We start from the raw sequence: 23,465 nt of genomic DNA, 5'->3' as shown, positions 1-23,465 counted from the left end.
GCCGGATGCGCAGCATCGGCCCGCAACGCAGAACGGGGATCCAAGGGGCCGCGGGCCCCTTGGCCGCCGGAGGCAATTGCCTTCCCCTTCCCGCCTTCCTCTTCCCGCCTTTCCCTTCCCGCGCTCCTGTGGCAATCTCCGTTCATGCTCGATCCCCTCGAATTCTTCGGCTTGCGCACGGCTCGCCGCCGCCACGAGCTTTCCGTGCCGGGCAGCCCGGAACGCTGCGTTTCCCGCTCGGTCCTGGAAGACACCTCCGGCCGCCTCTGGCTGCTGGAGCGGCTCGCGGCCCGGCAGACGCCCCGCCGAGAAGCCATTGCCGCCGTGCTCCAGGCCCTGCAAGACCGCTTTCCCGCCCAGGACAGGGCCATGATCCCGGCTTTCCGGAAATCGTCCCAGGGCGGCCGCAGCGCGGAAATCGCAGGCATGCGCTGGCAGCTTTCCCCCTATGTCCTTTCCGACGAACTGCCCCGGCCCGACTATCTGGGCGAGGCCGCGCGCGGCGCGTCCCTGGCGGGGTTCATGCTCGCGTTCCAGGACGCTTCGCGCGCCCTGCCCCCGACCCTTCTGAACGACCTTGCAGCGGCCCAGCGCGGTCTGCCGGAACTGTCCGCGTACGCGGCCGACCTGCTCGCCACGACGCACCTGCGCTCGCCCGATACGCACGCGGTCCTGGAGCGGCTCTTCCCCCGGCTGGAAACGGCCATGACGCAGTGCCGCGCCCTGCCCATGCGGCTCCAGCACGGCGATCTGCACCCGTTGAACGTGCTCTGGCAGGGTCGGGACGCGGTCGCGGTCATCGATTGGGAATTCCTGGGCCTGAAGCCAGAAGTCTATGATCTTGCCAACCTGCTCGGCTGCCTGGGCTTCGAACATCCCGACGGGCTGACCGGCCCGCTGGCGCTGCGCTTGACGGAAACCTTGCGGAACGCGGGATACCTCGCCCCGGGCGCATGGGAGCTGCTCCCGGAATGCACGGCCCTGCTGCGCCTGGCCTGGCTTTCGGAGTGGCTGCGCAAAAAGGAGCGCGACCTCGTGGACATGGAGCTGGAATACATGAAACTGCTATTGGACCGCGCGGACGGACTTCGCCGCGCCTGGACCGGGTAAGGCCCGGATGATGCGGACGGCAAAGCAAGGAGCGCGCACATGAGCCTGCGGCTGGTGGAAATCATCGTGGACAACGCGGGAAAGGACCGGATCATCTCGGAACTGGACAAGCTGAAAAGCGAGGAGTTCCTGAGCTGGTGCACGGACTGCGAGAACGACGACAAGCCGCTGCGCGCCCGCATGCTCCTGGAAGCCGAAGCCGCCGCCGAGGTGGTGGACCGGCTGGAAAAGAAGTTTTCCGGGGAAAAAGGCTTCCGGATCATCATTTATCCCGTGCAGGCCACCATTCCCCGACTGGAAGAGCCGGAAGAAGAGAAAGACGAATCATCCGGCGGCAAGAACAGCGGCAAGAACAGCGGCGAAGGCGAACGCAAGGAAGGCGTCATCCGCGAGGAGCTGCGCTCCAACGTGCTGGAAGGCGCTCAGCTCACGTTTCTTTACGCGCTCCTGGCCGCGCTCTCGTCCATCGTGGCCTCCATCGGCCTGCTGCGCGACGCTCCGGCCGTGGTCATCGGCGCCATGGTAATCGCCCCGCTGCTCGGACCGAACGTGGGCCTGTCTCTCGCCACGGTGCTCGGAGACGTGCCCCTGGCCCGCGCCTCGCTGAAGACGCTCGGCGCGGGAATACTCCTGGTCGTGCTTCCGGCCCTGGGCCTGGGCGCGATTTTGGGCGCGAACCCGCAAGGCGTGGAGCTGGCCGCCCGCACGAGCGTGGGACTCTCGGACGTGGCCCTGGCCCTGGCCGCGGGCGTGGCCGGAATCCTCTCCCTGAGCCAGGGGGCGTCCACGGCGCTGGTGGGGGTCATGGTGGCCCTGGCCCTGGTGCCGCCCCTGTCGGCCTGCGGCCTGTTTCTGGGCTCAGGGCTGGACGCCCCTGCCGGACAGGCCGGGCTGCTGGCCCTGACGAACGTGGTCTGCCTGAATCTGGCCGGGGTCGTGACCTTTGCGCTGCGCGGAGTGCGGCCCTTGCGTTCATCCGAACAGAAAACCGCCAAGTGGGCGATCCTGCGCGCGCTGGCCTTCTGGGCCGTGCTGCTTCTGGCGGTCAGCGGGGTCATCCTCCTGAACGCGCGCCCCTGACAGCGCCGTCTCATCCGCGGCTGATGCACCAGATGGCCGCGAGCACCAGTCCGCACCCGGCCAGTTGCGCCAGGGTCACGGACTCGCCGAGCAAAAGCCAGGACAGCGTCACCGCAGTCAGGGGCATCAATCCCGTGAACACGCCCGCCACCCCGCCGGAAACCCGCACCACTCCCCGAAACCAGAGCAGATAGGCCGCCACGGACAAGGCCGCGCCGGACCAGCCCACGGCCAGCCAGCCGCGCAGCGAAACGGCGCTGAAGTCGAAGCTCGCGGCCTGCCCGGCGGCAAGGGGCAGGAAGAAGAGCACCCCGTAGAGGTTCATGACCGCGCTGAAGGCCAACGGGCTGACAGGCTCGCGCACGGACTTGCGCTGGAGCAGGAAGAGCGTTTCCCCGGCCACGGCGCCGAGCACGAGCAGATCGCCGAGCAGCAGCCTGAACGAGAGCGGGTCGCTCAATCCGCGCTGCGCTCCCTCGCCCAGGGTCAGGGCCAGAACCCCGGCCACGGCGAGCAGCACGCCGAGCCCCGCCCGCCCGCGAATGCGCTCGCCGAAGAGGAGCCACGCGGCCACGGCCATGCTCGCGGGCGTGACGCTGGTGAGAATGCCTGCGTGGCCCGCGCTGGTCAGCTTGAGGCCGGAAAGCAGGCAGGCGTTGAAAACGACCACTCCTCCCAGGGCCTGGAGACCCGCCACGAGCCAGGTGCGCCTGCTCAGGCGGGGCAGGCCGCCCTCGCGCCGATGAACAAGCCACAGCAGAAACGGCAGGGCCGACGCGAAGCGAAGCTCCTGGGAAAGGGCGACGGGCATCTCGGCCACGAGCACCTTGCCCACCACGGCGGACGTGCCCACGATGAGCATGGCCCCGGCAAGGCTCAGATACGCTCCGAGCAGACCTTCTGGTTTCGTATTCATGGATTCCCCTGTTCCGGCGGTTCCGGATTCAGGGGCATAGTGCCCGAAAAGAGTCTCAGCGGTCTTGAACGATCTTGCGCCAGCGGCCCGGAGGCAGGCCCACGATGCGCTTGAAGTGGCGGTTCAGGTGGCTCTGATCCGCAAAGCCGACGCCGGTCGCGATGTCCGCCAGGGACTGCGGTCCGGCCAGCAGCGCGCGTGCGCGGCGCACGCGCACCTGGATCAGGTAGGCATGGGGCGGCAGCCCCACGCTGCGGCAAAACACGCGGGCCAGATGAAAGGGGCTCAGGCCCGTGGCCCGGGACAGCTCGTCCAGGCCCACGTCCTCGGCATGGCGCTCTTCCAGGAGAAGGCGCGCTCGGCGCACGGCCTCCGGCTCGCGGCCTGGTTCGCGCGGGCAGGCGGTCCGCTGCGCGCCGTGGCGGGAAACCCAGCGCATGAGCAGGCCGTAGAGCCTGGTCTGGGCCTCCAGCGCGGAGAGGGAACCGCGCTCCAGTCCCGCGTGCAGCGTCCGGATGTTCGCGGCCAGGAGCGGATCGTCGAGCACGCCCGCGTCGAAATGCGGAAGTCCGGCCCGGGCGCGGCCGGAAATCTCCCCGGCGGCCCGCGCCAGCCAGTCCGGGTCGAGGTAGAACATGCGGTAGGTCCAGCCTGCGTCCACGGCGGCGTGGCCGTCGTGCGGCTCGCCCGGAACCACGAGGTTCACGCTGCCCGCCGGAGCCACGAGATCGCGCCCCAGATAGCGAAAGGCCATGCCGCCCTGTTCGATGACCCCCACGGCGTAGCGGCGGTGGAAATGCCGCGCGAAATTCTGCCGCACGAAGCTGGCACGCAGCATCTCCACGCCCGGAAGCGCGGCCGGCAGCCAGGACAGGGCGGATTCGGACCGGGAGCGCCCTCCGGCGGCGCAGCGTGTTCCGTCCATGGACATGCCCCAAGCTATGCGCCCGGCGCGGGTTTGACAAGAGCCCGCGCCGGACGCGCGCAAAGGCGCTGTGCCAAAGCCACAGCAAGTTTCCCCGGCTTTACGCGGCCGTTCATCGACATTAATGATGCCGAGCATCGATAATCACCAGCGAAACCTCAAGGGGAGCAACCATGACGAGTCCGTATAAGGAAATGTGGGAACGCCTGGACCTGGACCTGGAAGCGCACGACGCGCTGCTCGACGTGCTCGGCAAATTCTACGGCGACATCTATCTTTCCCAGCAGGGCCGCCTGCGCGGGGCCGAATACCTCGACTTCGTGCTCTCCGAGGTGCACGGGCTGCGCATCAAGGAAATCCAGGACGCCAAGGCCCAGGGCCGCAAGGTCGTGGGCACCTTCTGCGTGTTCGTTCCTGAGGAGATCACCCTGGCCGCGGACGCGGTGCAGGTGGGGCTCTGCGCCGGGGCCGAGGCGGGCAAGGAGCTGGCCGAGACCATGGTTCCGCGCAACACCTGCTCCCTGATCAAGTCCTTCATCGGCTTCAAGCTGGCCCGGCTCTGCCCGTACACCGAGTCCTGCGACCTGATCGTGGGCGAGACCACCTGCGACGGCAAGAAAAAGGCCTACGAGCCGTTCGGCGAGCTGGTGAACATGCACGTCATGGAGGTGCCCCAGCAGAAGAACGCGGCGGACCGCGCGCTCTGGAAGGCCGAGGTGCTGCGCTACAAGGAGGAAATCGAAAAGCTCACGGGCGTGACCATCACCGCGGAGCGGCTCGCAACGGCCATCAGGACCGTCAACGACAAGCGGCGCGCGCTCCAGCGGCTGACGGCCCTGCGCGCGGCCTCGCCCGCGCCCATCTCCGGCCGCGACGCCCTGCTCGTGAACCAGATCAGCTTCTACGACGACCCCGTGCGCTTCACGGCCAAGATGAACGAGCTCTGCGACGAGCTGGAGGCCCGCGTGGCCAGGGGCGAGGGAGTGGCCGAGGCGGGCACGCCGCGCCTGCTGCTTTCCGGCTGTCCCATGGCCGTGCCCAACTGGAAGCTGCCCTACATCGTGGAAAGCTCCGGCGCGGTCATCGTGGGCGAGGAGTCCTGCATCGGCACGCGCAACTCGCGCGACCTCGTGGACGAGTCCGGCGCGACCCTGGATGAAATGCTGGACGCCATCGCGGACCGCTACATGAAGATCGACTGCGCCTGCTTCACGCCCAACACGGAGCGGCAGGAAAACGTCATGGATCTGGCGAAGACTCTGAACGCGGACGGCGTGATCCAGTACAACCTGCTCTTCTGCCAGCCCTACGCCAACGAGAGCATCCGCCTGGACAAGACGCTCGCGGCGGAAGGCATCCCCAGCCTGAGCATCGAGACGGACTACAGCATGGAAGACGTGCAGCAGCTCAAGACCCGCGTGGAAGCCTTCGTGGAGACGCTGGATTGAGCCGGGTCGCCGGGCTCGACATCGGCTCGCGGAGCATCGAGCTGGCCGTGGTGGAAAACGGGCGGGTCGTGCATGCGGCCCGCCTGCCCACGACCTTTTCCCCGGCGGGGCAATGCCGAAAGCTGCTCGAGGAAATCCGCGCCGACGGGCTGGTGGCCACGGGCTACGGCCGCGAACTGGCCGGGAAGCTCGGCCTGGGGCTGCCGCTGCGAAAAGTGACGGAAATCAAGGCGCACGCGGCCGGAGCCGCGCATTTTTTCCCGGCGGCGCGCACCGTGCTGGACATCGGCGGGCAGGACACCAAGGCCATCGCCCTGCTGCCGGGCGGGCGCGTGGCCCGGTTCGAGATGAACGACCGCTGCGCCGCGGGCACGGGCAAATTCCTGGAGTACTCCTCCTCGGTCTTCCAGATGCCCGTGGAGGAGTTCGGGGAGTTCGCCCTGCGCGGCACCAACCCGCCGACCATCAACAGCATGTGCACGGTCTTCGCGGAAACCGAGGCCACCTCGCTCATGGCCGAGGGCGCGGAGCCGGAGGACATCGCCCTGGGGCTGCACCGGGCCATTGTCCTGCGCACGCTCTCCATGCTCAGGCGCGTGGGGCTGACGCCGCCCCTGGTCTTTGTGGGCGGCGTGGCCAACAATCCCTGCGTGCGCGCACTGCTGGCCGGGGAATTGCGGCTCGTGCCGGGCGAGAGCCTGCTGCTGCCGGACGAGCCGGACATGACCGGCGCGGTGGGCGCGGCCCTGCTCGGCCTGGAATAGCGCGTCAGGCGGCGCGGCAGGATCAGAGATTGAGGATGCGCGAGCCCGGCTTGACCCCGTGCCTGGCCGCCAGGTTGCGGTAGATGCGCAGCGCGTCCTTGACCTCGCGCCGCAGGCAGCGGTCGAGCCGCTCCCAGGAGCAGACGTTTTCCCTCGTCTCCAGAACCACGCCGTCCTTGAGGTTCAACGTGAGCACGAACCGCGCCTTGCCCGTTGGGTATTCAAACCCGTGGACATCCTTGTCCCTGTCCTCGGTCACATAGAGGCTGGCCGAGGCCAGCAGCTCGCTCTCTCCCGCCAGTTCGCCCATGAACAAGGGCAGGGAATCCGCATCCACGCGATGCTCGGCGAGCGTCTCGTTCAGCCCGCGAAATTCGCAGCCCACGGGCCACTTCGCCTGCGAGGCGGCCAGAGCGGGCCAAGCCGAAAGCGCCAGGAAAAACGCGAGCAGAAGAGACGTCGGCAGCGCCCGCCGCCCCCATCCCGCGAAACGATCCGGATCGCGCAATTTGTCCTGTTTCATCCGTCTTCCACGCTTCCTTCTCGCAATGGCTTGCGAACTTCCTGCGTAGCACAAACAGCTGGCTGAAAAAAGAGCCCCGGCGACCAGGGCAAGCACTTCGGGAAAGTCCCCCTTTTTCCATACAGGGGCGCTGCGGGCGCGGACCATGGGATTCCTTTGATTCTTCGGCTTGTTTTCCAAAATATGATTGCCGCCATGCTGGTTCTGGCATAATTTGAAGCAAAATACGTCAAGGGGTCAGACCATGCTTCGCCTCATCGCGGTTCTGCTGGCCGTGGCCGGAATGCTCCCGGCCTGGAACGCCGACGCGGGCCAATTCAAGGTGCTCGTCGTCCACAGCTACCATCGCGAGATGCCCTGGACCGTTCAGTGCGACCGCGGAATCCACGAGATCCTCGGCGAAATCGCCCAGCTGGACATGGTGTATCTGGACACGAAACGAATTCCGGAATCCGAGTTCGCGGGCCGGGCCGAAGCGGCCATGGACGTCTTCCGCCGGGTCGATCCCGACCTCGTGATGCTCGGCGACGACAACGCCCTGCGCCTGCTCGGGCCGCGCATGGCCGACAGCGGAAAACCCGTGGTCTTTTTCGGCATCAACAACAATCCCCGGAAATACTTCAGGGAGGGCATCCCCGGCAACGTCACCGGCGTGCTGGAGCGCGTGCCGCTTTTTCCCTGGCTCCGCCACCTGATCAGGATCATCCCCGACCCGAAGACGGCGCTCGTGCTCATGGACGACAGCCCGACCTCCAGGGCCATCGTGGAGGTCAACTTCATGGACCGGAAGCAGGTCTTCCTCGACAGGGTCAGCGTCGGATACGAAATGGCCGCGAACTGGGCCGAGTGGCAGCAGGTCATCCTGGGCCATAGGAAATACGACTTCATCACCATGCCCCTCTACCACAACCTGAGGGACGCCTCCGGAAGGTACGTGCCCGTGGAAGAGGTGATCCGCTGGACCTCCGAACACAGCCCGGTCCCGATCTTCGCCTACCAGGACTACGCCGTGGGCGACGACGGCGCGGTCGGCTCCTACGTCATCTTCGGAGAGCAGCACGCCCGCCTCGCGGCTTTGATCGCCAGGGACATCCTGGAGGGAAAGACTCCCCGCCCGCCCTCGGCCTCCATGGACCAGCAGGGAACGTTCTTCTTCAACAAGAAGCAGTTGGCCCGCTTCGGCCTGACCCTGCCCGAAGACATCCGCTCACGGGCCGAATTCCGCTGACTCCGTCGCGGAAAACAGCCAGAAACGCGGAAAACGGCGAATCCCCGCGGCAAAAGATGACGCAAAGTGCCGTAGATTTGGCGGAAAGAGCCGGCTTTCGTGAGGCGTTCAGGGATGCCGGGCGATGTAGGCGTACATCATCCAGAAATGGCAGAAGCTGCCGAGCAGCACGAAGAGGTGGAAGATCTCGTGGAAGCCGAACACGCGCGGCCAGGGATCGGGCCGCTTGAGCGCGTAGACCACGCCGCCCAGGGTGTAGCTCAGCCCGCCCGCCACGAGCCAGAAGACCGCGCCCGAGGAAAGCGCCTGGACCAGCGGCCAGATGCCCACCACGGCCACCCAGCCCATGACGATGTAGAAGCCCGTTGAGAGCAGGCGGGGCGCGCCCATCCAGAAGAGCTTGACCACGCCGCCCGCCAGCGCCATGCCCCAGACGACCCCGAAGATGGACCAGCCCCAGGCCCCGCGCAGGGGCACGAGGCAGATGGGCGTGTAGGTTCCCGCGATCATCACGAAGATCATGACGTGGTCGAGCTTGCGCAGCCGGGCAGTGCGGCGCTCGCCGTAGGGCAGCCAGTGGTAGAGCGTGCTCGCGGTGTAGAGCAGGATCATGCCCGCGCCGAACACGGCGAAGGAGGTCACGTGCCAGGCCGTGCCCTGGTGCGCGGCGCGCACCAGGAGCAGCACCAGGGCGACGATCCCGCCCAGCGCGCCGAGCAGATGCGTGAACCCTGCCAGGGGGTCGCGCAGGCCCCAGATGGCTCGCCGTTCCACGCTTGCGGTCATGGCCTTCCTCCGTCGGTCGCGCGGCTGCGCCGCGAGCGGGACGCGCTAGAGCGCGTCCGTCACGTCCTTGTCTTCGGTCTCCACATGTTCCTTGCGCCCGGACTCCTGGCCTTCCCCGTCCGAAGCCGTCTCCAGCGGAGCCTCGATGGCGGATTCGGGCACGCCGAACTCCGCGTCCATGCCGTCTTCCAGCTCCAGGGTGCCGCCGTCGGTCTCCTGGGGCAGCTCCGGGCACGCGGGCGCGGCTTCGCCCTGTTCCGCGCCGGATTCGGGCAGGCCGGGCGCGGCGTCGGGCTCGATGTAGCGGGCGAAGATCAGGAAGCCCGTGTGCGCGACCATGCGGTCTTCCGGACGCAGGCGGTCCGGCACGGGCTTGTAGCGTCGCACCAGGATTTCCAGCACTTCGATGTCCTGGAAGGGGCCGTGCTCCAGCCCGCGCAACAGGTCGCTGACCTGGTTCACCGTGGGCAGCAGAAAGCCGCACATGGCTCCGGGAATGACGGCCGAGGGAATGGCCTCCAGGTAGTCCCAGGGCGTGCGCACGTCGAGAAAGAGCGCGTGCGCGCCGCTGTGCCGGAAGCCTTCGGAAATGTCCTGATTGACCTGCTCCACGCGGTGGGCCAGGCCCACGCGCTCCAGGTTCTTGCGCGCCAGCTTGTAGAATTCCTCGCGGCGCTCGTAGGTGACGACCTTGCCCGTATCGCCCACGTACCAGGCCAGGGCCGTGGTCAGGCCGCCGGAGCCCGTGCCGGACTCGATGACCGTGGAGCCGGGGCCGACGCCGAGCTTGAGCAGCAGATAGCCGATCTCCTTCGGGTACATGATCTGCGTCGAACGCTTCACGTTCTTGATCAAATCGTGCACAGTGGGACGGAGCACGAGATAGGGTCTGCCCAGATGGGTGCGGACGCGGTGTCCGTAGCCTGCGGCGGCCACCTCGGACATGAGGATGCGCCCGTCGTGGGTATGCACCTCGGCCTGCGGGTCGAGCTTATGCAGATACCGCTTGCCCTTGGGGCTGATGAGCAGTACCAAATCTCCCGAATTCAACATGGTATCCTCCTGGCGCTGTGTGCGCACCATCAGGTACGGCAGCGGCCCGCACCTCGTCAAGCCGGAGACGGCCCGGAAACCGACATGGCATTCACATACATCTTCGGACCGGTGATGTCCGGCAGGCTCGGCCTCTCGCTGGGGCTGGACCTGCTCCGAGAAAAAATATGCAGCATGGACTGCGCCTACTGCGAGGTCGGGCCGACCAGCGCCCTGACCCTGGAACGGCGCGCCTGGGTTCCGGCCCGCGACATTCTGGACGAGCTGGCCCAGTGGGCCGCGCAGGGCCGCGACACGGAGTACGTGACCCTGGGCGGTTCGGGCGAGCCCACGCTGAACACCGAGTTCGGCGAGGTCATCCGGGGCGTGCGGGAAATCCTGCCGGGCAAGCCCGTGGCCGTGCTGACCAACTCCACGCTGCTGCACGTCCCGGACGTGCGGCGCGACCTCTGCCTCGCGGACGTGGTTCTGCCGTCCCTGGATACACTCGTACCCCAGGAAATGCGCAGGCTCAACCGTTGCATTCCGGGTCTCGGCCCGGAAACCATCGTCCGGGGCCTGCTGGACTTCCGCAAGGAATTCTCCGGGGCCGTCTTCCTGGAGATCCTCCTGGCGCGCGGGTTCAACGACTCCGAGGAGAACCTGCGCCTGCTCTCGGAATTCATCCCGCGCCTGGACCCGGACCGGGTGGACGTGGTAACGCTGACAAGGCCGGGAACGCTGGACTCCGCCCGCGCCGTGGACGCGCCGACCCTGGCGCGCTGGCGCGCGGCACTGGGCGCGCACGAGCGCCGCAACCTGCGGGCCGAGGCGCGCGAGCGCGACCTGCCCGACCAGGAGGCCAGGGAAGCTCTCCGCTCCTCGCTTGCGCGCAGGCCGCAAACCGTACTACAGTTGGCGGGCGGCCTCGGCCTCGGCCCCGAACGGGTGCGCAGGCTCCTGGACGCCCTGGTCGCGGAAGACGAGCTGGACGCGCGCGAGGTCGAGGACGGCCTGTTCTATTCCCTGCGCCGTTCCGGCCGTTAGCGGCCCGGCTTTTGCACTTCCGGTTCCGGCGGCGCGGGACGAGTGCGCGGACGCCCGGAGCGGCACGCATCGGGACATCCGCATCGGAACGTCCGTACCGGGACGTCGGCATCGGAAGCCGCCGAATGATTTTTTTTACTAGGCCGCGTCGGCCCAGACGCGGCAGGCGGAGAAGCTCCCCCCTTCCCCAGCCGGGCACCCTCCTGGCCGGAGCTTCTCCAAGGGACACCGGAACGCGACCGGAAAACGCGCACGCCCCGGCGACGGATCGCCCCGGCGTAACGAATTTCAATATTTTTTAATCTTTTTCCTGCGAGGAACGCATGGTTTCGAAACGTCAAAAAATGTTCATCAGCACCCTTCCGGGCGAACAGGTCGAAGTGGTCATCGCCGAGGAAGGAAAAGTCTCGGAATACTATGTGGAAATGGTCCACATGGCCAAGACCAAGGGCAACATCTACAAAGGCTACATCCACAACATCGACGTGGGCCTCCAGGCCGCCTTCATCAACTACGGAGCCGAGCGCAACGGCTTCCTGCAGATCGACGAGGTCCACCCCGAATACTACCAGGGCGGCTACAAGCTCCAGAAGGGCCAGAAATACCCGCCCATCCAGAACGTGCTGCGCCCCGGCCAGGAAATGCTGGTCCAGGTCGTCAAGGAGCCCACGGGCAAGAAGGGCGCGTTTCTCTCCTCCTATCTTTCCCTGCCGGGCCGCTTCTTCGTCTACACCATCGGCCGGGGCCAAGTCGGGGTTTCCCGCAAGATCGAGGACGAGAAAGAGCGCGACCGCCTCAAGCAGATCATCGAGCAGATCCAGCCCGACGAGGGCGTGGGCCTCATCGTGCGCACCGCGGGCGTGGGCCGCACCAAGCAGGATCTGACCCGCGACTACAAATATCTCAGCCGCCTCTGGGCCGAAATCCGCAAGCGCGGCCAGAGCGCCAAGACTCCGGCCCTGATCTATCAGGAGCTGGAACTGGCCACCCGCGCCGTGCGCGACTATCTTTCCACGGAGATGAGCGAGGTCTGGGTGGACGACAAGGAAGTGGAGGACAGCATCAAGGAGTTCATGCGCCTCGCCTTCCCGCGCACGTCCATGATCCTCAAGCTGCACACCGACCCGGACAAGACCCTCTGGGAGCGCTTCAACCTGCACCGCCAGATCGAGGAAATATACTCCCGCGAGGTCACGCTGCCTTCGGGCGGCCAGCTCGTGTTCGACGGCACCGAGGCCCTCACCGCCGTGGACATCAACTCCGGCAAGATTTCCGGCGAGCGCAACTTCCAGAAGATGGTGCTCAAGACCAACATGGAAGCCGCGGAAGAGATCGCCAAGCAGCTCAAGCTGCGCGACATCGGCGGCCAGGTCGTCATCGACTTCATCGAGATGAAGAGCCCCAAGGACTGCCGCGAGGTGGAAAAGACCATGCGCCAGGCCATGAAGTCCGACCGGGCGCGCACCGTGGTCAGCCGCATTTCCGAGTTCGGGCTCATGGAGCTGGTGCGCCAGCGCATGGGCTCCTCGGCCCTGGCCGTGACCACCGAGCCGTGCCCCTGCTGCGGAGGCACGGGCGTGCGCCGCAACATGGAATGGCAGTCCCTCCAGGTCATCAAGGACGTGTTCCGCCAGATCCGCAGGCCCGGCCATCAAAACCCGCTGCCCATGCCCCTGGACGAGGAACTGGCCCTGTACATGCTCAACCACAAGCGGGAAAAGCTCATGGAACTGGAGCGCCGCTTTGAGACGCGCATCGACATCATCATCGACCGCAAATTCTCCGCGTAGGGCCATGCCGGACCGGAGAGAAAGCATTTCAACGCGGGAGCGCGCGGCATGAGCGGCCGGGTGCTCCTGCACGTCTGCTGCGGGCCTTGCGCCGTGGCCACGGTGGAGATGCTGCGGGACGAGGGCTTCGAGGTCACGGGCCTGTTCCTGAACCCGAACATCCATCCGCTCCAGGAATACCTGCGCAGGCGCGACGCGGCCCTGGAAACCGCCGAGCGCATGGGCTTCAAGCTCATCGTGCGCGACGCGGAATACGACCCCGCGGCCTACATGCGCGCCGTGGCCTTCCGCGAGGCCAACCGCTGCTTCCACTGCTACGAGATGCGCCTTTCGCGCGCGGTGCAGATCGCCAAGCGCGGCAATTTCGACGCCTTCACTTCCACGCTGCTCTATTCCAGGCACCAGAAGCACGAGGTCATCAAGGGCCTCTGCGCGGACCTCGCCGCCGGGGGCGTGCCCTTTCTCTACCGCGACTTCCGCGCGGGCTGGCAGCGCGGCATCGAGGAATCAAAGCGCATGGGCATCTACCGCCAGCAGTATTGCGGATGCCTCTACAGCGAGGTCGAACGCTACCAAAAGGAGCTGCGCCGTGACCGGGATAGCTCCAGTTGACGGCTTTGCCGCTGTTTTGGGCTGTTCGGGCAGCCCCCGCCGGGGCGGCAACTCCGACCTGCTCCTGCGCGCGGCCCTGAGCGGGGCCGAATCCGAAGGCGCGCCGGGCTTCGCGGCCCACCTTTCCGAGTATGCCTTCAGCCCCTGCGTCGGGTGCGAGCAGTGCCGCACGGCCAAGGCCTGCACCCGGCTCCTGGACGGCATGCAGCTGCTCTATCCCCGGCTGGAAGCCGCGCGCGGACTCGTGCTGGCCTGCCCCACCCACCACTACAACATCACGGCCTGGATGAAGGCCTTCATCGACCGGCTCTACTGCTATTACGATTTCGACATGCAGGCGCGGCCGCGCGGCTGGTCCAGCCGCCTTGCGGGCCAGGGCCGGGCCGCTGCGCTCCTGGCCGTCTGCGAGCAGGAGGACGCCTCGGACATGGGCATGACCCTGGAGGCCATGCGCCTGCCGCTCGAGGCGCTCGGATACGAGATCGTGGGCGAGCTGGCCGTGCTGCGCGTCTTCGACAAGGGCGGCGTGCGCGGGCACGAAAACGCCCTGTCCAAGGCGGAAGAACTGGGCCGGAAGCTGGGGCGGTTTCTGAGCCGGCCTGGCGCGGAGCGCGGAGCATGACAGACGCCCCGCGCATTTTCGGGGAATCCCCCGGCCCGAAGAAGAAGAAGAAGGGGCCGCTGCCCCCCAGGACGTCCGGCAAGGCGCTGCTGCTCTACGTGCACGTGCCCTTCTGCCGCTCCAAGTGCCGCTACTGCGCCTTCCATTCCCAAGCCTTCAACCAGGTCACCTACGCCTGGTACCTGAAGACCCTGCACCGCGAGATCGAGCTTTGGGGCGATCGCCTGGAGCGTCCCCGGCTGGAGACGGTCTATTTCGGCGGGGGCACGCCGAGCCTGATGCCCCTCAGCGACATCGACGACATTCTCGGCCTGCTGCGCGACCATTTCACCTTCACGGAGCAGATGGAGATCACCCTGGAGGCCAACCCGGACTCGGCCCAGGACGCGAGCTGGTTCCGGGGGCTGCTCTCCATGGGCGTGAACCGTCTGTCCATGGGCCTGCAAAGCCTTTCGGACGAGGATCTGGCCCGGCTCGGGCGGCCCCACTCCGCGCGCATGGCCGTGGAGGCCTACGGCATGGCCCGGCAGGCCGGGTTCGCCAACATCAGCCTGGACATGATCTGGGGCCTGCCCCGGCAGAAGCTCAAGCACTGGCTGGACCAGCTCAAGACCGTGGCCCGGCTCGGCGCCGAGCATCTTTCCTGCTACGGCCTGAGCATCGAGGAGGGCACGGAGCTGCACCGCATGAGCGCGGAGGTGGACCTCCAGCTGGCGGCGGAGCAGGAACAGGCCAAGATGTTCGTCTACGGAGCCGAGCTGCTCGAATCCCTGGGCTACCTGCAATACGAGATTTCCAATTTCGCGCGCATGGGCTTCCAGTCGCGCCACAACTCCGGCTATTGGGAAGGCCGCGACTACCTGGGGCTCGGCCCTTCCGCCGTGAGCACCCTGGGCAGGCGGCGCTTCACCAACCCGCGCTTCATGGACGAGTACGACGCGGCCGTGCGCGGCGGCTTCGCCGGGCTGGACTACGAAGACCTGGACGACGCCACCCGGCTCGTGGAGATGGTCATGCTCTCCCTGCGCACCACCAAGGGGCTGGACCTGAAGCGCCACCGCGAACTGGCCGGGTTCGACCTGGTCAAGAGCAACGAGCGCATGATCCAGGCCCTGGTCCAGAACGGGCTGATCAAGATCAATCGCGGCCGCCTGCGCCTGACCAAGGAAGGCATGGCCGTTTCCAACGTGATCATCGAACGCCTGGCCCTGGCCGATCCGCCGCCCAAGACCTGATTCGTCCCGGCAGAGCTTGCCGTTTGCCCAACCCGGAGGTATTCATACGCCATGTGCGCCGTCCTGATCACCGGAGGAGCCGGATACATAGGCTCCCACGTCAACAAGCTCCTGGCCTCCCGCGGCGTCGAGACCGTGGTCTTCGATTCCCTTGTCACGGGCCACGCGGACTTTCTGCAATGGGGCGAGTTCATCGCCGGGGATCTGCTCGACCCTCCGGCCCTGGAGCGGGCCTTTGCCGCCGCGCCCATCGACGCGGTCCTGCACTTCGCCTCGTACATCGCCGTGGGCGAGTCCGTGGAAGACCCGAACAAGTACTACCTCAACAACGTGGCCGCGACACTGAACCTCCTGGACGCCATGGTCCGCCACGGGGTCCGCGGGCTGGTCTTCTCCTCCTCGGCCTCGGTCTACGGCGAGCCGGAGCAGGAACGCATCGACGAGAACCACCCCAAGCGGCCGCTCTCGCCCTACGCCCACTCCAAGGCCATGGTCGAGCAGATGCTGGAGGACTACCACCGCGCCCACGGTCTGGCCTCCTGCCGCCTGCGCTACTTCAACGCGGCCGGAGCCGACCCGGACGGCGAGATCGGCGAGCGCCACGTGCCGGAAACGCACCTGATCCCCCTGGTGCTGCACGCGGCCCTGGGCCTGCGCAAAAACATTTCCATCTTCGGCACGGACTACGCCACCCCGGACGGCACCTGCGTGCGCGACTACATCCACGTCAGCGACCTGGCCGAGGCCCACGCCCTGGCCCTGGACTGGCTCAAGGGCGGCGAGACGCGCGCCTTCAACCTCGGCAACGGCAGCGGCTACTCCGTGCGCGAGGTCATCGAGGTGGCCCGCGCCGTGACCGGCCGCGACATCGCCGTGGTCGAAAGCGGCCGCCGCGCCGGAGACTCGCCTGTGCTCGTGGCCTCGTCCGGCCGCGCCAAGGCCGAGCTGGGCTGGGAGCCGCGCTTCGGCGACCTGGAAACCATCGTGCGCACGGCCTGGGACTGGCATCTCAAGGACTGCCGGGACTGACGCCGAACCCCGCGGACACGTCCGCTCCGGGATCAGGAAGAGGCGGCGGCGCTCCGGCGACGCCGCAACCGCATCACACCCCATCGGAACCGGCTTCGCCGAAGCCAAGGAGGCTCCATGCCCGCACAGGCCGGAACGCTTTTCGATCCCGCGACGCTCAATGGAATGAGGCTGCGCAACCGCTTCGTGCGCTCCGCCACCCATGAGGGGCTGGCGGACCAGGACGGCAACGGCACCCCGGCCCTGGCGAACCTCTGGCGCGCCCTGGCCGAGGGCGAGGTGGGGCTGGTGGTTTCCGGCCACGCCTACGTCTCGCCGGACGGCAAGGTGCGCGCGGGGCAGCTCGGCGTGGATGCGGACGAGCGCCTTTCCGGGCTGGCCATGCTCGCCGAGGCCGTGCACGCGGCGGGCGGCGCCTGCGCCCTGCAACTGGCCCACGCCGGAGCGCACGCCGCGCCCCTGCCCACGGGCGAGCTGCCTGCCGGGCCTTCGGAGCTGATCCTGGACGGCAAGACGATCTGCACCGCCATGGACTGCGAACACATCGGCAGGATCGTGGACGCTTTCGGCTACGCGGCCCGCCGCGCCAAAAAGGCCGGATTCGACGCCGTGCAGGTCCACTCGGCCCACGGCTACTGCCTGAGCCAGTTCCTTTCGCCGCACTACAACAAGCGCGAGGACGAGTACGGCGGCAGCCTGGAAAACCGCGCCCGCTTCCTGCTGGAAGTGCTCCAGGCCGTGCGCGCCGAGGTGGGCGACGGCTTTCCCGTGCTGCTGAAGATGAATTCCCAGGACTACCTGGACGACGGACTGGTGCTCGAGGACGCGCTGCTGCTGGCCCGCAGGCTGGAAAACATGGGCGTCGACGCGGTGGAGCTTTCCGGCGGAACCATGCTCTCCGGGGCCAATGTTCCGGTGCGCACGGGCCGATTCGACACGCCCGACAAGCAGGCCTGGTTCCGGGAGGCGGCCGGACGCTTCAAGAAGGAACGCGGCCTGCCCCTGATGCTCGTGGGCGGCATCCGCAGCGCGGACGTGGCGGAAGATTTGTATGCGCAGGGAATTTGCGACTTCGTTTCCATGTCCCGGCCGCTGGTGCGCGAGCCGGGCCTGATCCGGCGCTGGCGCGCCGGGGACCGCAGCCCGGCCCGATGCGTCTCGGACAACCTCTGCTTCCGCGCGGCCCTTTCCGAGCGCGGGCTTTGCTGCCTCACCGAGGAACGCGAGCGCGACAAGGCCGCCGGGGCATAGTCCTGTCCGGGGTTCAGCCCTTGCGCAGCCGCACCTCGAAGACCGCGCCCGGCTCGGCCTCCAGGTGGAGCACGTCGCCGTTCAGGTAGCGCCGCGCGAGCAGCCGGGCGTAGTACAGCCCCAGGCCGCGGCCCTCGCCCTTGGTGGTGAAGCCGCGCTGGAACAGTTGCAGACGCACCCTTTCCGGCAGCGGATCCGGCGAGCCAACGCGCAGGCCCACCTCGTGGCCGTAGTCCACGCAGCCCGCATGGATCTGGCCTTTGCCCTGCGCGGCTTCCAGTCCGTTTTCGAACAGCTGGCGCAGCACGTAATCGAGCAGGTGGCGATCCGCGAACACGGAAAGCCCGGCGCAGGGGTCCAGAACGACGTCCCCTTCCCGGACCTTTTCCAGCCCCGCCAGGGCCTGCTCCAAGGCTTCGCAGGCGTTCAGCCGTTCCTCGGCCACGCCGAGCAGGCCGTCCTCCGCGTCGAAGAGCCGGGACTGGTCATCGATCTGCTCCATGAGCATGCGCGAGGCGTAGCCCAGGGCGAACAGGCCGCCCTTGGCCGACTCGCTGCCCTGGTCGCGGCTGACGCTCACGTACATGCGGTTGATGGCCTCGGCCCGGCGACGCACGTCGGCCAGGAATTTGTGGCGGATGGACTCCAGGCGCAGTTCCTTGCTGATGTCCAGCACGCTGAAAAGCACGAAGGGCACGCCCTCGCAGAGCAGCGGCTCCGCGAAGACCTGGAAGTCGAGACAGGTATGCTCGCCCCGCTTGCGCACGAGGCGGCAGAGCTCCACGGAATGGCCTCCGTCCAGGCTTTGCAGGATGGCCCGCGCCGCGCCGCAAAAGCGGCAGAAGCGCGTGGTTCCGCAGCCGCCTTCGCTCAGCGCGGCATAGGCGCAGCCCAGCGCTTCGCCCGGTCTGCGGCCCAGGGGGAGAACGTCCTCCTGCTCCCGCGAGAACACCTCGAACTTCTTGTTGCAGAAGACGATCTGACGCTTCGAATTGACCACGACCACGGGAAGCGGCAGTCCGTCGATCATCATGCGGGGGCTGTGCCGGGCGATGAGCTTGGCCTGCTCGCGGATGACCTCTTCCGTTTCCCGCTCCGCAGGAGCGAAATCCGTATGCAGCGCTTTGTCCGGCATTGCCTTCCTCCTGGGCTGAAACGTACAGGTCATATTCATACCCACATCCGGGCAGCAAGAGCAAGAGGCGCATGGACGCGCGCCCTGGTTTCTCCTATGCTCCGGGCATGAGAATCCTCCGCCTGGCCAACCGCGTGGCCAACATGGCCCTGGAAGCGGTCTGGGCCTACAAGCTGCGTTCCTTCTTCGTCATTTTGGGCGTGGCCTTCGGCATTTCCTCCCTGACCCTCATCGTCACCTCGGTGGACGGAGCCAACCGCATGGCCCACGAGATGGTCGAAATGTTCGGCCCGGACGCGGCCTTCGTCATCGGCGGGGACATCAAGAAACGCGCCCTGGGCATGCGCACCATGACCCTTTCCTGGGAGGACGCCCGCCGCATCAAGCAGTCCCTTCCGGGCGCGTACCTCGTGGTGCCCATGCGCGCCAAGGGCGACCTCACGGTCAAATACCAGAACAAGAACTATACGGGCGTGCAGGGCGTGGGGGCCACGGCCAACTACGCGGATTCCTGGAACTGGCCCCTGGCCGAGGGCCGCGACATCTCCGAGCAGGACGTGCGGCGCGCGGCCAAGGTCTGCCTCCTGGGCGCCCAGCCCGCGCAGGAGCTTTTCGGCGACGAGTCCCCCGTGGGCAAGGTCATCTTCGTGAACAACATCCCGGTGCAGGTCGTGGGCTTGCTCTCCTACAGGGGCATGGCCTCCGGCGGAGGACGCGACCTGGACAACCGCCTGATCATGCCCCTGACCACGCTGACGGTCCGCTTCAACCTCGACCGGCAGTATTTCCGGGCGCTGCGGGTCAAGTTTCTGCAACCGGAACTGATGGCCGCGCACGTGGAGAACCTGCGCGGCCTGCTGCGCGACTCCCACGGCCTGCGCGACGGCCAGGACGACGACTTCATGATCCTCACGGCGGACGAGGTGCTCAAGTTCGTGGCCATGTTCAAGGGCGGACTGCTGGTCTTTCTCGGCGTCACCGCCAGCATCGCCGTGCTCGTGGGCGGATTCGTGCTCGTGAACCTCTTCACCCTTTCCGTGAGCGAACGCAGCGAGGAAATCGGCCTGAAAAAGGCGATGGGGGCGCGTTCCTCCGCCATCCTGCTGCAATTCTTGGTGGAGGCCGCCGTGCTGACCCTGGCCGGAGGCCTGCTCGGACTCTTTTTGGGCCTGGGCCTGGGCCAGCTCCTGACCCGGCTGGGCATTCTGACCATCCAGTTCTCCTGGAAGGTCTTCTTCCTTTCCCTGCTCAGCGCCCTGGCCATCGGCATCGTGTTCGGGCTCAAGCCGGCGCGGCAGGCCGCGTCCCTCGACCCCATCAACGCCCTGCGCGGCGGGGAATAGAAAGGGGAGGCCGAAGCCCCCCCGTGATCCGCCGCCGCGACGCGCCGCGCGCCGCAAGGCCGCGATTGGCCTTCATGGAATCTAATAGCGCCCGTATTCGTCGTCATCCAGAGAGATGATCTCGCCGGGCTCCTGAGCCTTGCCGTCCCAGGCTCCCTGCTCCGCGGGCCGGGACTGCCGGGCGCCCTTCTCCGTGCGCACGCCGGACCCCGGCAGGCTCCGGGGACGCTCCCGCCGCACTTCCATGCGCACGGGCTTCTCCTCGTCGGAATCCGGCCTGCCGCCCATGCCCTCGCGCCTGACCTTGAAGCGGTGCATCAGCCCGCGCAGCTCCGTGGACTGGGCGGAAAGCTCTTCGGCGGCGGAGGCGGTCTCCTCGGCGTTGGCCGTGTTGCGCTGGGTCACCGCGTCGATCTGGTTGAGGCCGTCGGAAACCTGCTGCACGCCCTGGGCCTGGCGGTCCGAGGCGTCCGAGATGTCCGCCACGAGCGCGGCCACGCTGGCGGCCTGCTCCACGATGGCGGAAAGGGAATCCGCGGTTTCACGCACGATGCTGTCGCCGTGGGCCGTGCGGTTCACCGAGCCTTCGATGAGCTGGGCGGTCTCGCGGGCGGCCTTGGCGCTGCGCGAGGCCAGGTTGCGGACCTCCTCGGCCACCACGGCGAAGCCCTTGCCGTGGCTGCCTGCCCGCGCCGCCTCCACGGCCGCGTTCAGGGCCAGGAGGTTGGTCTGGAAGGCGATCTCGTCGATGACCTTGATGATCTTGCTGATGGCCTGGCTGGATTCGTTGATCTGGTCCATGGCCTCGACCATGCGCCGCATCTCGTCGCCGCCCTGCTCCGCGGACTTGCGCGCGCCGTCCGCCAGGGAGCTTGCCTTGGCGGCCTTTTCCGCGCTGGAGCGGGTCTGGGAACCGATCTCGTTCATGGCGCTGGTGATCTGCTGGATGGCCGCGGCCTGTTCCGTGGCTCCCTCGGAAAGGGACTGGCTCGACTCGGAAACCTGGTTCGCGCCCTCGTCCATCTGGGCCGTGGCCTCGCGCACCTGGCTGATGAGCTTGTTCAGCTCGCCGCTCATGCGCTGAAGCGCCTGGCCGAGCGTGTCTCGGTCCGAGGCCACGCGCACGTCCGAGGTGAGATCCCCGGCGGCGATGCGCTCGGCCAGCCGGGCCTTGTCTTCCAGTCCCTCGGCCATGGCGTTGAGCGCCTCGCCGAGCTTGCCGACCTCGTTCTGCTGGTCGAAGTCGAGCCGCTTGCTCAGGTCGCCGAGCCGGATTTCCCCGGCCAGCTCCACGGCGCGGTGCAGCCTGCCCACGATGCCCCGGATGATGTAGAACACGAGCACCATGACCAGCAGGGAGCAGCCGATGAACGGGATCAGGATGGTCCAGCGCAGCTTTTGGGTCTGCGCGGCCACGTCGTCCACGTAGATGCCGCTGCCCACGACCCAGCCCCAGGGCTCGTAGAGCCGCACGAAGGAAATCTTGGGCTGCGGGGCGTCATGTCCGGGCTTGGGCCACATGTAGTCCACGAACCCCTTGCCCTCGGCCTTGGCCACCTTGGCCATTTCCACGAAGAGATGCTTGCCGTTGGGGTCGGCGCTGCCGGAAATGTCCGTGCCGTCCAGTTCCGGCTTGATGGGGTGCATGACCATGAAGGGCCGCAGGTCGTTGATCCAGAAATACTGGTCCCCCTGGTAGCGCATGTTCCTCACGTCATCTATGGCCCGCTGCTGGGCCTCCTCGAGGGTGAGCTTGCCCTGGGATTCCAGCGTGCCGTAGTGCGCGACAACGGACCAGGCAACGTCCACGTGGTCGCTGAGAGCCTGCTGCTTTTCGCCCATGAGCGTGCGCTCGAAGAGCGGCAGGTAATAAAAGAGCATTCCCCCGAAGACCAGGGCTAGAAACCCCACGAACAAGGACATGACCTTGGCGAAGATGCCCCAGTCGCGAAACCGCTTGATACGCATATTATGCCCCCTCGTACTCAAAGAAATCTCCAGGATTTCTTCCTTGTCTTCTGCATAACACGCTTCCAGCGGAAATAACCAGAACAATCTGCCGATTTTGACTATTCCGGGCACTATTCACCCGTTCGCCCTTTTCTGCTACTCTTGCGCATGACGCAGCGCGGAACTTCGCCCGCTGCCACTCCGCACCCCAGCCGAGGAACTCTGAAAACATGCGCCTTTTTTCCATCAGCGGGAAAACCCCGCTCGAAAGACTCATCCGCATGCTGGCCATGCTCCTGGTCGTCGCCCTGGTGGGCTGGGCCTTCTGGCAGAACAACCGCAACATGCTCGAACGCATCTACGCGGACAAGCCGCTCTGGGACGAGACCGGAAAGCTGGAACCGCAACTGCGGGCCTACGCCAAGGACTTTTCCCGGACCATGCGCGAGAGCTTCGGCATCGACGCCCGCGTGCGCATCCGCAAGAGCGCCGTGTCCCGTCCGGAGCCTGTCCAGGGCCGTCTGTTCCTGGGCATCAGCCCGGAGGAACGGCAGGTCGTGTTCGTGGCCCCGCCCGAGTGGGATCCCGAAAAGGCGCGCGAGCTTCAGGACTACCTGGAACACAAGCACTTCGAGCGCCACTGGGACAAGAACTGGCAGACCGGGCTGAAGTCCGCGCTGGTGCTGATCTGGAACCAGCAACGCGACCGGGGCGCCAGCCTGGAGCAGGCCATGGACGAAAACGCGCCCCTGCTCGACGAGACAGGCAGCCTGGACGAACAGACGCGCAGCTTCGTCATGCGCTTTGCCGAGGCCCTGGAGCGCGACTTCGCCCAGAAGGCCGTGGTCCGCATCTTCAGCGACAAGATCATCGTTCCCGACCTGGACAATCAGACCATGTTCCTGGGCATCGCGCCCAAGACCCGCCAGGTCATCGTCAGCTTCCCCCCGATCATGCGCCGCGCCCTGGGCGCGGACTTCGAGCGCGAGCTCATGACCCGGCATTTCGACGAATACTTCGCCTCCGGGGATTGGCCCCTGGGGCTCAAGACCGCCCTGATACAGATCTGGCAGACACTGGCCGGAGAGGAACTCAAGTGAACGAAGTGACCATCTACACGGACGGCTCCTGCCTGGGGAACCCCGGTCCGGGCGGCTGGGCCGCCGTGCTCAGCTACGGGGACAAGCGCAAGGAGCTTTCCGGAGGCTTCCGCAACACCACCAACAACCGCATGGAACTGCGCGCCGTGATCGAGGCGCTCTCCGCCCTGAAGAAACCCTGCGCCGTGACGCTCTTCACGGACTCCCAATACGTGCGCAACGCCCTGACCAAGGGCTGGCTCGACGGCTGGGTCAAGAACGGCTGGAAGACCGCCGCCAAGAAACCCGTGAAGAACCAGGATCTCTGGCGCGCGCTCATGCCCCTGGTGCGGGAGCACAAGGTGGATTTCCGCTGGGTGCGCGGCCACGCGGGCAACCCGGAAAACGAGCGCTGCGACGTGCTCGCCCGGACCCAGGCCGGCATGAGCGGCCAGCCCGAGGACAAGGAAGCCTGATTCCGGCCTCGGGGCCGCATCCGTGCGCGCCCGATTCCGGTCTTTCATTTCCCGTTCCCGTCTTTTCGCGCCGTCTTGGCATCG

At 66.9% G+C, this 23,465-nt stretch carries 22 protein-coding genes; 15 read left to right on the top strand and 7 right to left on the bottom strand.

Annotated elements, in window-relative coordinates; genetic code table 11:
- Positions 1-144: 144 nt before the first annotated feature.
- Both G452_RS0110670 and G452_RS0110665 read left to right on the top strand, forming a co-directional pair.
- Positions 145-1,110: a phosphotransferase gene (locus tag G452_RS0110670; RefSeq protein WP_022662251.1), complete on the top strand. Its 966-nt coding sequence runs from the start codon at positions 145-147 to the stop codon at positions 1,108-1,110.
- Between the two features lie 39 nt (positions 1,111-1,149).
- A complete protein-coding gene (locus tag G452_RS0110665; RefSeq protein WP_022662250.1) occupies positions 1,150-2,190 on the top strand; it encodes a TIGR00341 family protein in 1,041 nt (346 codons plus the stop codon).
- A 10-nt stretch (positions 2,191-2,200) separates the two neighbouring features.
- On the opposite strand, the gene G452_RS0110660 is transcribed toward G452_RS0110665, so the two are convergent.
- Positions 2,201-3,106, bottom strand: a complete 906-nt coding sequence (locus G452_RS0110660) for a DMT family transporter (RefSeq protein WP_022662249.1) — start codon at positions 3,104-3,106, stop codon at positions 2,201-2,203.
- A 55-nt stretch (positions 3,107-3,161) separates the two neighbouring features.
- Positions 3,162-4,031: an AraC family transcriptional regulator gene (locus G452_RS0110655; RefSeq protein ID WP_027189178.1), complete on the bottom strand. Its 870-nt coding sequence runs from the start codon at positions 4,029-4,031 to the stop codon at positions 3,162-3,164.
- A gap of 173 nt (positions 4,032-4,204) precedes the next feature.
- On the opposite strand from G452_RS0110655, the gene G452_RS0110650 reads away from it, so the two are divergent.
- Complete coding sequence (locus G452_RS0110650; RefSeq protein ID WP_027189177.1) at positions 4,205-5,479, top strand: double-cubane-cluster-containing anaerobic reductase; 1,275 nt, start codon at positions 4,205-4,207, stop codon at positions 5,477-5,479.
- Positions 5,476-6,243, top strand: a complete 768-nt coding sequence (locus tag G452_RS0110645; protein WP_022662247.1) for an acyl-CoA dehydratase activase — start codon at positions 5,476-5,478, stop codon at positions 6,241-6,243. Before G452_RS0110650 ends, G452_RS0110645 begins: the two co-directional genes overlap by 4 nt.
- Before the next feature lie 22 nt (positions 6,244-6,265).
- Here the strand turns inward: G452_RS0110645 and G452_RS0110640 are convergent, their stop codons facing one another.
- On the bottom strand, positions 6,266-6,766 hold the full coding sequence (locus G452_RS0110640; RefSeq protein ID WP_022662246.1) for a hypothetical protein: 501 nt from the start codon (positions 6,764-6,766) through the stop codon (positions 6,266-6,268).
- A gap of 244 nt (positions 6,767-7,010) precedes the next feature.
- On the opposite strand from G452_RS0110640, the gene G452_RS0110635 reads away from it, so the two are divergent.
- Positions 7,011-7,994 (top strand): ABC transporter substrate-binding protein, encoded by a 984-nt coding sequence (locus G452_RS0110635; protein WP_022662245.1) that lies wholly within the window; start codon positions 7,011-7,013, stop codon positions 7,992-7,994.
- A gap of 108 nt (positions 7,995-8,102) precedes the next feature.
- Here the strand turns inward: G452_RS0110635 and trhA are convergent, their stop codons facing one another.
- Both trhA and G452_RS19100 read right to left on the bottom strand, forming a co-directional pair.
- Positions 8,103-8,780 (bottom strand): PAQR family membrane homeostasis protein TrhA, encoded by a 678-nt coding sequence (trhA, locus tag G452_RS0110630; protein WP_022662244.1) that lies wholly within the window; start codon positions 8,778-8,780, stop codon positions 8,103-8,105.
- Between the two features lie 45 nt (positions 8,781-8,825).
- On the bottom strand, positions 8,826-9,833 hold the full coding sequence (locus tag G452_RS19100; protein ID WP_022662243.1) for a tRNA (adenine-N1)-methyltransferase: 1,008 nt from the start codon (positions 9,831-9,833) through the stop codon (positions 8,826-8,828).
- A gap of 84 nt (positions 9,834-9,917) precedes the next feature.
- On the opposite strand from G452_RS19100, the gene G452_RS0110620 reads away from it, so the two are divergent.
- The 7 genes from G452_RS0110620 (at position 9,918) to G452_RS0110590 (ending at position 17,398) form a co-directional block, all read left to right on the top strand.
- Positions 9,918-10,859: a radical SAM protein gene (locus G452_RS0110620; protein ID WP_022662242.1), complete on the top strand. Its 942-nt coding sequence runs from the start codon at positions 9,918-9,920 to the stop codon at positions 10,857-10,859.
- A 323-nt stretch (positions 10,860-11,182) separates the two neighbouring features.
- On the top strand, positions 11,183-12,649 hold the full coding sequence (locus G452_RS0110615; RefSeq protein ID WP_022662241.1) for an Rne/Rng family ribonuclease: 1,467 nt from the start codon (positions 11,183-11,185) through the stop codon (positions 12,647-12,649).
- 48 nt (positions 12,650-12,697) lie between these two features.
- Complete coding sequence (locus G452_RS19095) at positions 12,698-13,261, top strand: epoxyqueuosine reductase QueH (RefSeq protein WP_022662240.1); 564 nt, start codon at positions 12,698-12,700, stop codon at positions 13,259-13,261.
- Positions 13,239-13,883 carry a flavodoxin family protein gene (locus G452_RS0110605; RefSeq protein WP_235619611.1) on the top strand — a complete coding sequence of 215 codons (645 nt, stop codon included), beginning with the start codon at positions 13,239-13,241 and terminating at the stop codon, positions 13,881-13,883. Before G452_RS19095 ends, G452_RS0110605 begins: the two co-directional genes overlap by 23 nt.
- On the top strand, positions 13,880-15,118 hold the full coding sequence (gene hemW, locus G452_RS19090; RefSeq protein WP_022662238.1) for a radical SAM family heme chaperone HemW: 1,239 nt from the start codon (positions 13,880-13,882) through the stop codon (positions 15,116-15,118). The genes G452_RS0110605 and hemW overlap by 4 nt, the downstream gene beginning before the upstream one ends.
- Before the next feature lie 51 nt (positions 15,119-15,169).
- Positions 15,170-16,147 carry a UDP-glucose 4-epimerase GalE gene (gene galE, locus G452_RS0110595; protein WP_022662237.1) on the top strand — a complete coding sequence of 326 codons (978 nt, stop codon included), beginning with the start codon at positions 15,170-15,172 and terminating at the stop codon, positions 16,145-16,147.
- A 117-nt stretch (positions 16,148-16,264) separates the two neighbouring features.
- Entirely contained in the window at positions 16,265-17,398 is a 1,134-nt protein-coding gene (locus tag G452_RS0110590; protein WP_022662236.1) for an NADH:flavin oxidoreductase, read from the top strand.
- A gap of 13 nt (positions 17,399-17,411) precedes the next feature.
- On the opposite strand, the gene G452_RS0110585 is transcribed toward G452_RS0110590, so the two are convergent.
- Positions 17,412-18,533, bottom strand: a complete 1,122-nt coding sequence (locus G452_RS0110585) for a sensor histidine kinase (protein WP_022662235.1) — start codon at positions 18,531-18,533, stop codon at positions 17,412-17,414.
- A gap of 107 nt (positions 18,534-18,640) precedes the next feature.
- On the opposite strand from G452_RS0110585, the gene G452_RS0110580 reads away from it, so the two are divergent.
- A complete protein-coding gene (locus tag G452_RS0110580) occupies positions 18,641-19,876 on the top strand; it encodes an ABC transporter permease (RefSeq protein ID WP_027189174.1) in 1,236 nt (411 codons plus the stop codon).
- Between the two features lie 81 nt (positions 19,877-19,957).
- On the opposite strand, the gene G452_RS0110575 is transcribed toward G452_RS0110580, so the two are convergent.
- Positions 19,958-21,844 carry a methyl-accepting chemotaxis protein gene (locus tag G452_RS0110575; protein WP_027189173.1) on the bottom strand — a complete coding sequence of 629 codons (1,887 nt, stop codon included), beginning with the start codon at positions 21,842-21,844 and terminating at the stop codon, positions 19,958-19,960.
- Positions 21,845-22,056: 212 nt separating this feature from the next.
- Here G452_RS0110575 and G452_RS0110570 point away from each other — a divergent pair, with 212 nt between their 5' ends.
- Both G452_RS0110570 and rnhA read left to right on the top strand, forming a co-directional pair.
- Positions 22,057-22,926 (top strand): hypothetical protein, encoded by an 870-nt coding sequence (locus G452_RS0110570; RefSeq protein WP_022662232.1) that lies wholly within the window; start codon positions 22,057-22,059, stop codon positions 22,924-22,926.
- Entirely contained in the window at positions 22,923-23,381 is a 459-nt protein-coding gene (rnhA, locus tag G452_RS0110565) for a ribonuclease HI (RefSeq protein ID WP_022662231.1), read from the top strand. The genes G452_RS0110570 and rnhA overlap by 4 nt, the downstream gene beginning before the upstream one ends.
- Positions 23,382-23,465: the final 84 nt, after the last annotated feature.

This window comes from Paucidesulfovibrio longus DSM 6739 (assembly GCF_000420485.1).
Taxonomy (GTDB): Bacteria; Desulfobacterota; Desulfovibrionia; order Desulfovibrionales; family Desulfovibrionaceae; genus Paucidesulfovibrio; species Paucidesulfovibrio longus.
Note: the sequence above shows the minus strand (reverse complement) of the source record. Positions and strands in the feature narration are given on the sequence as shown.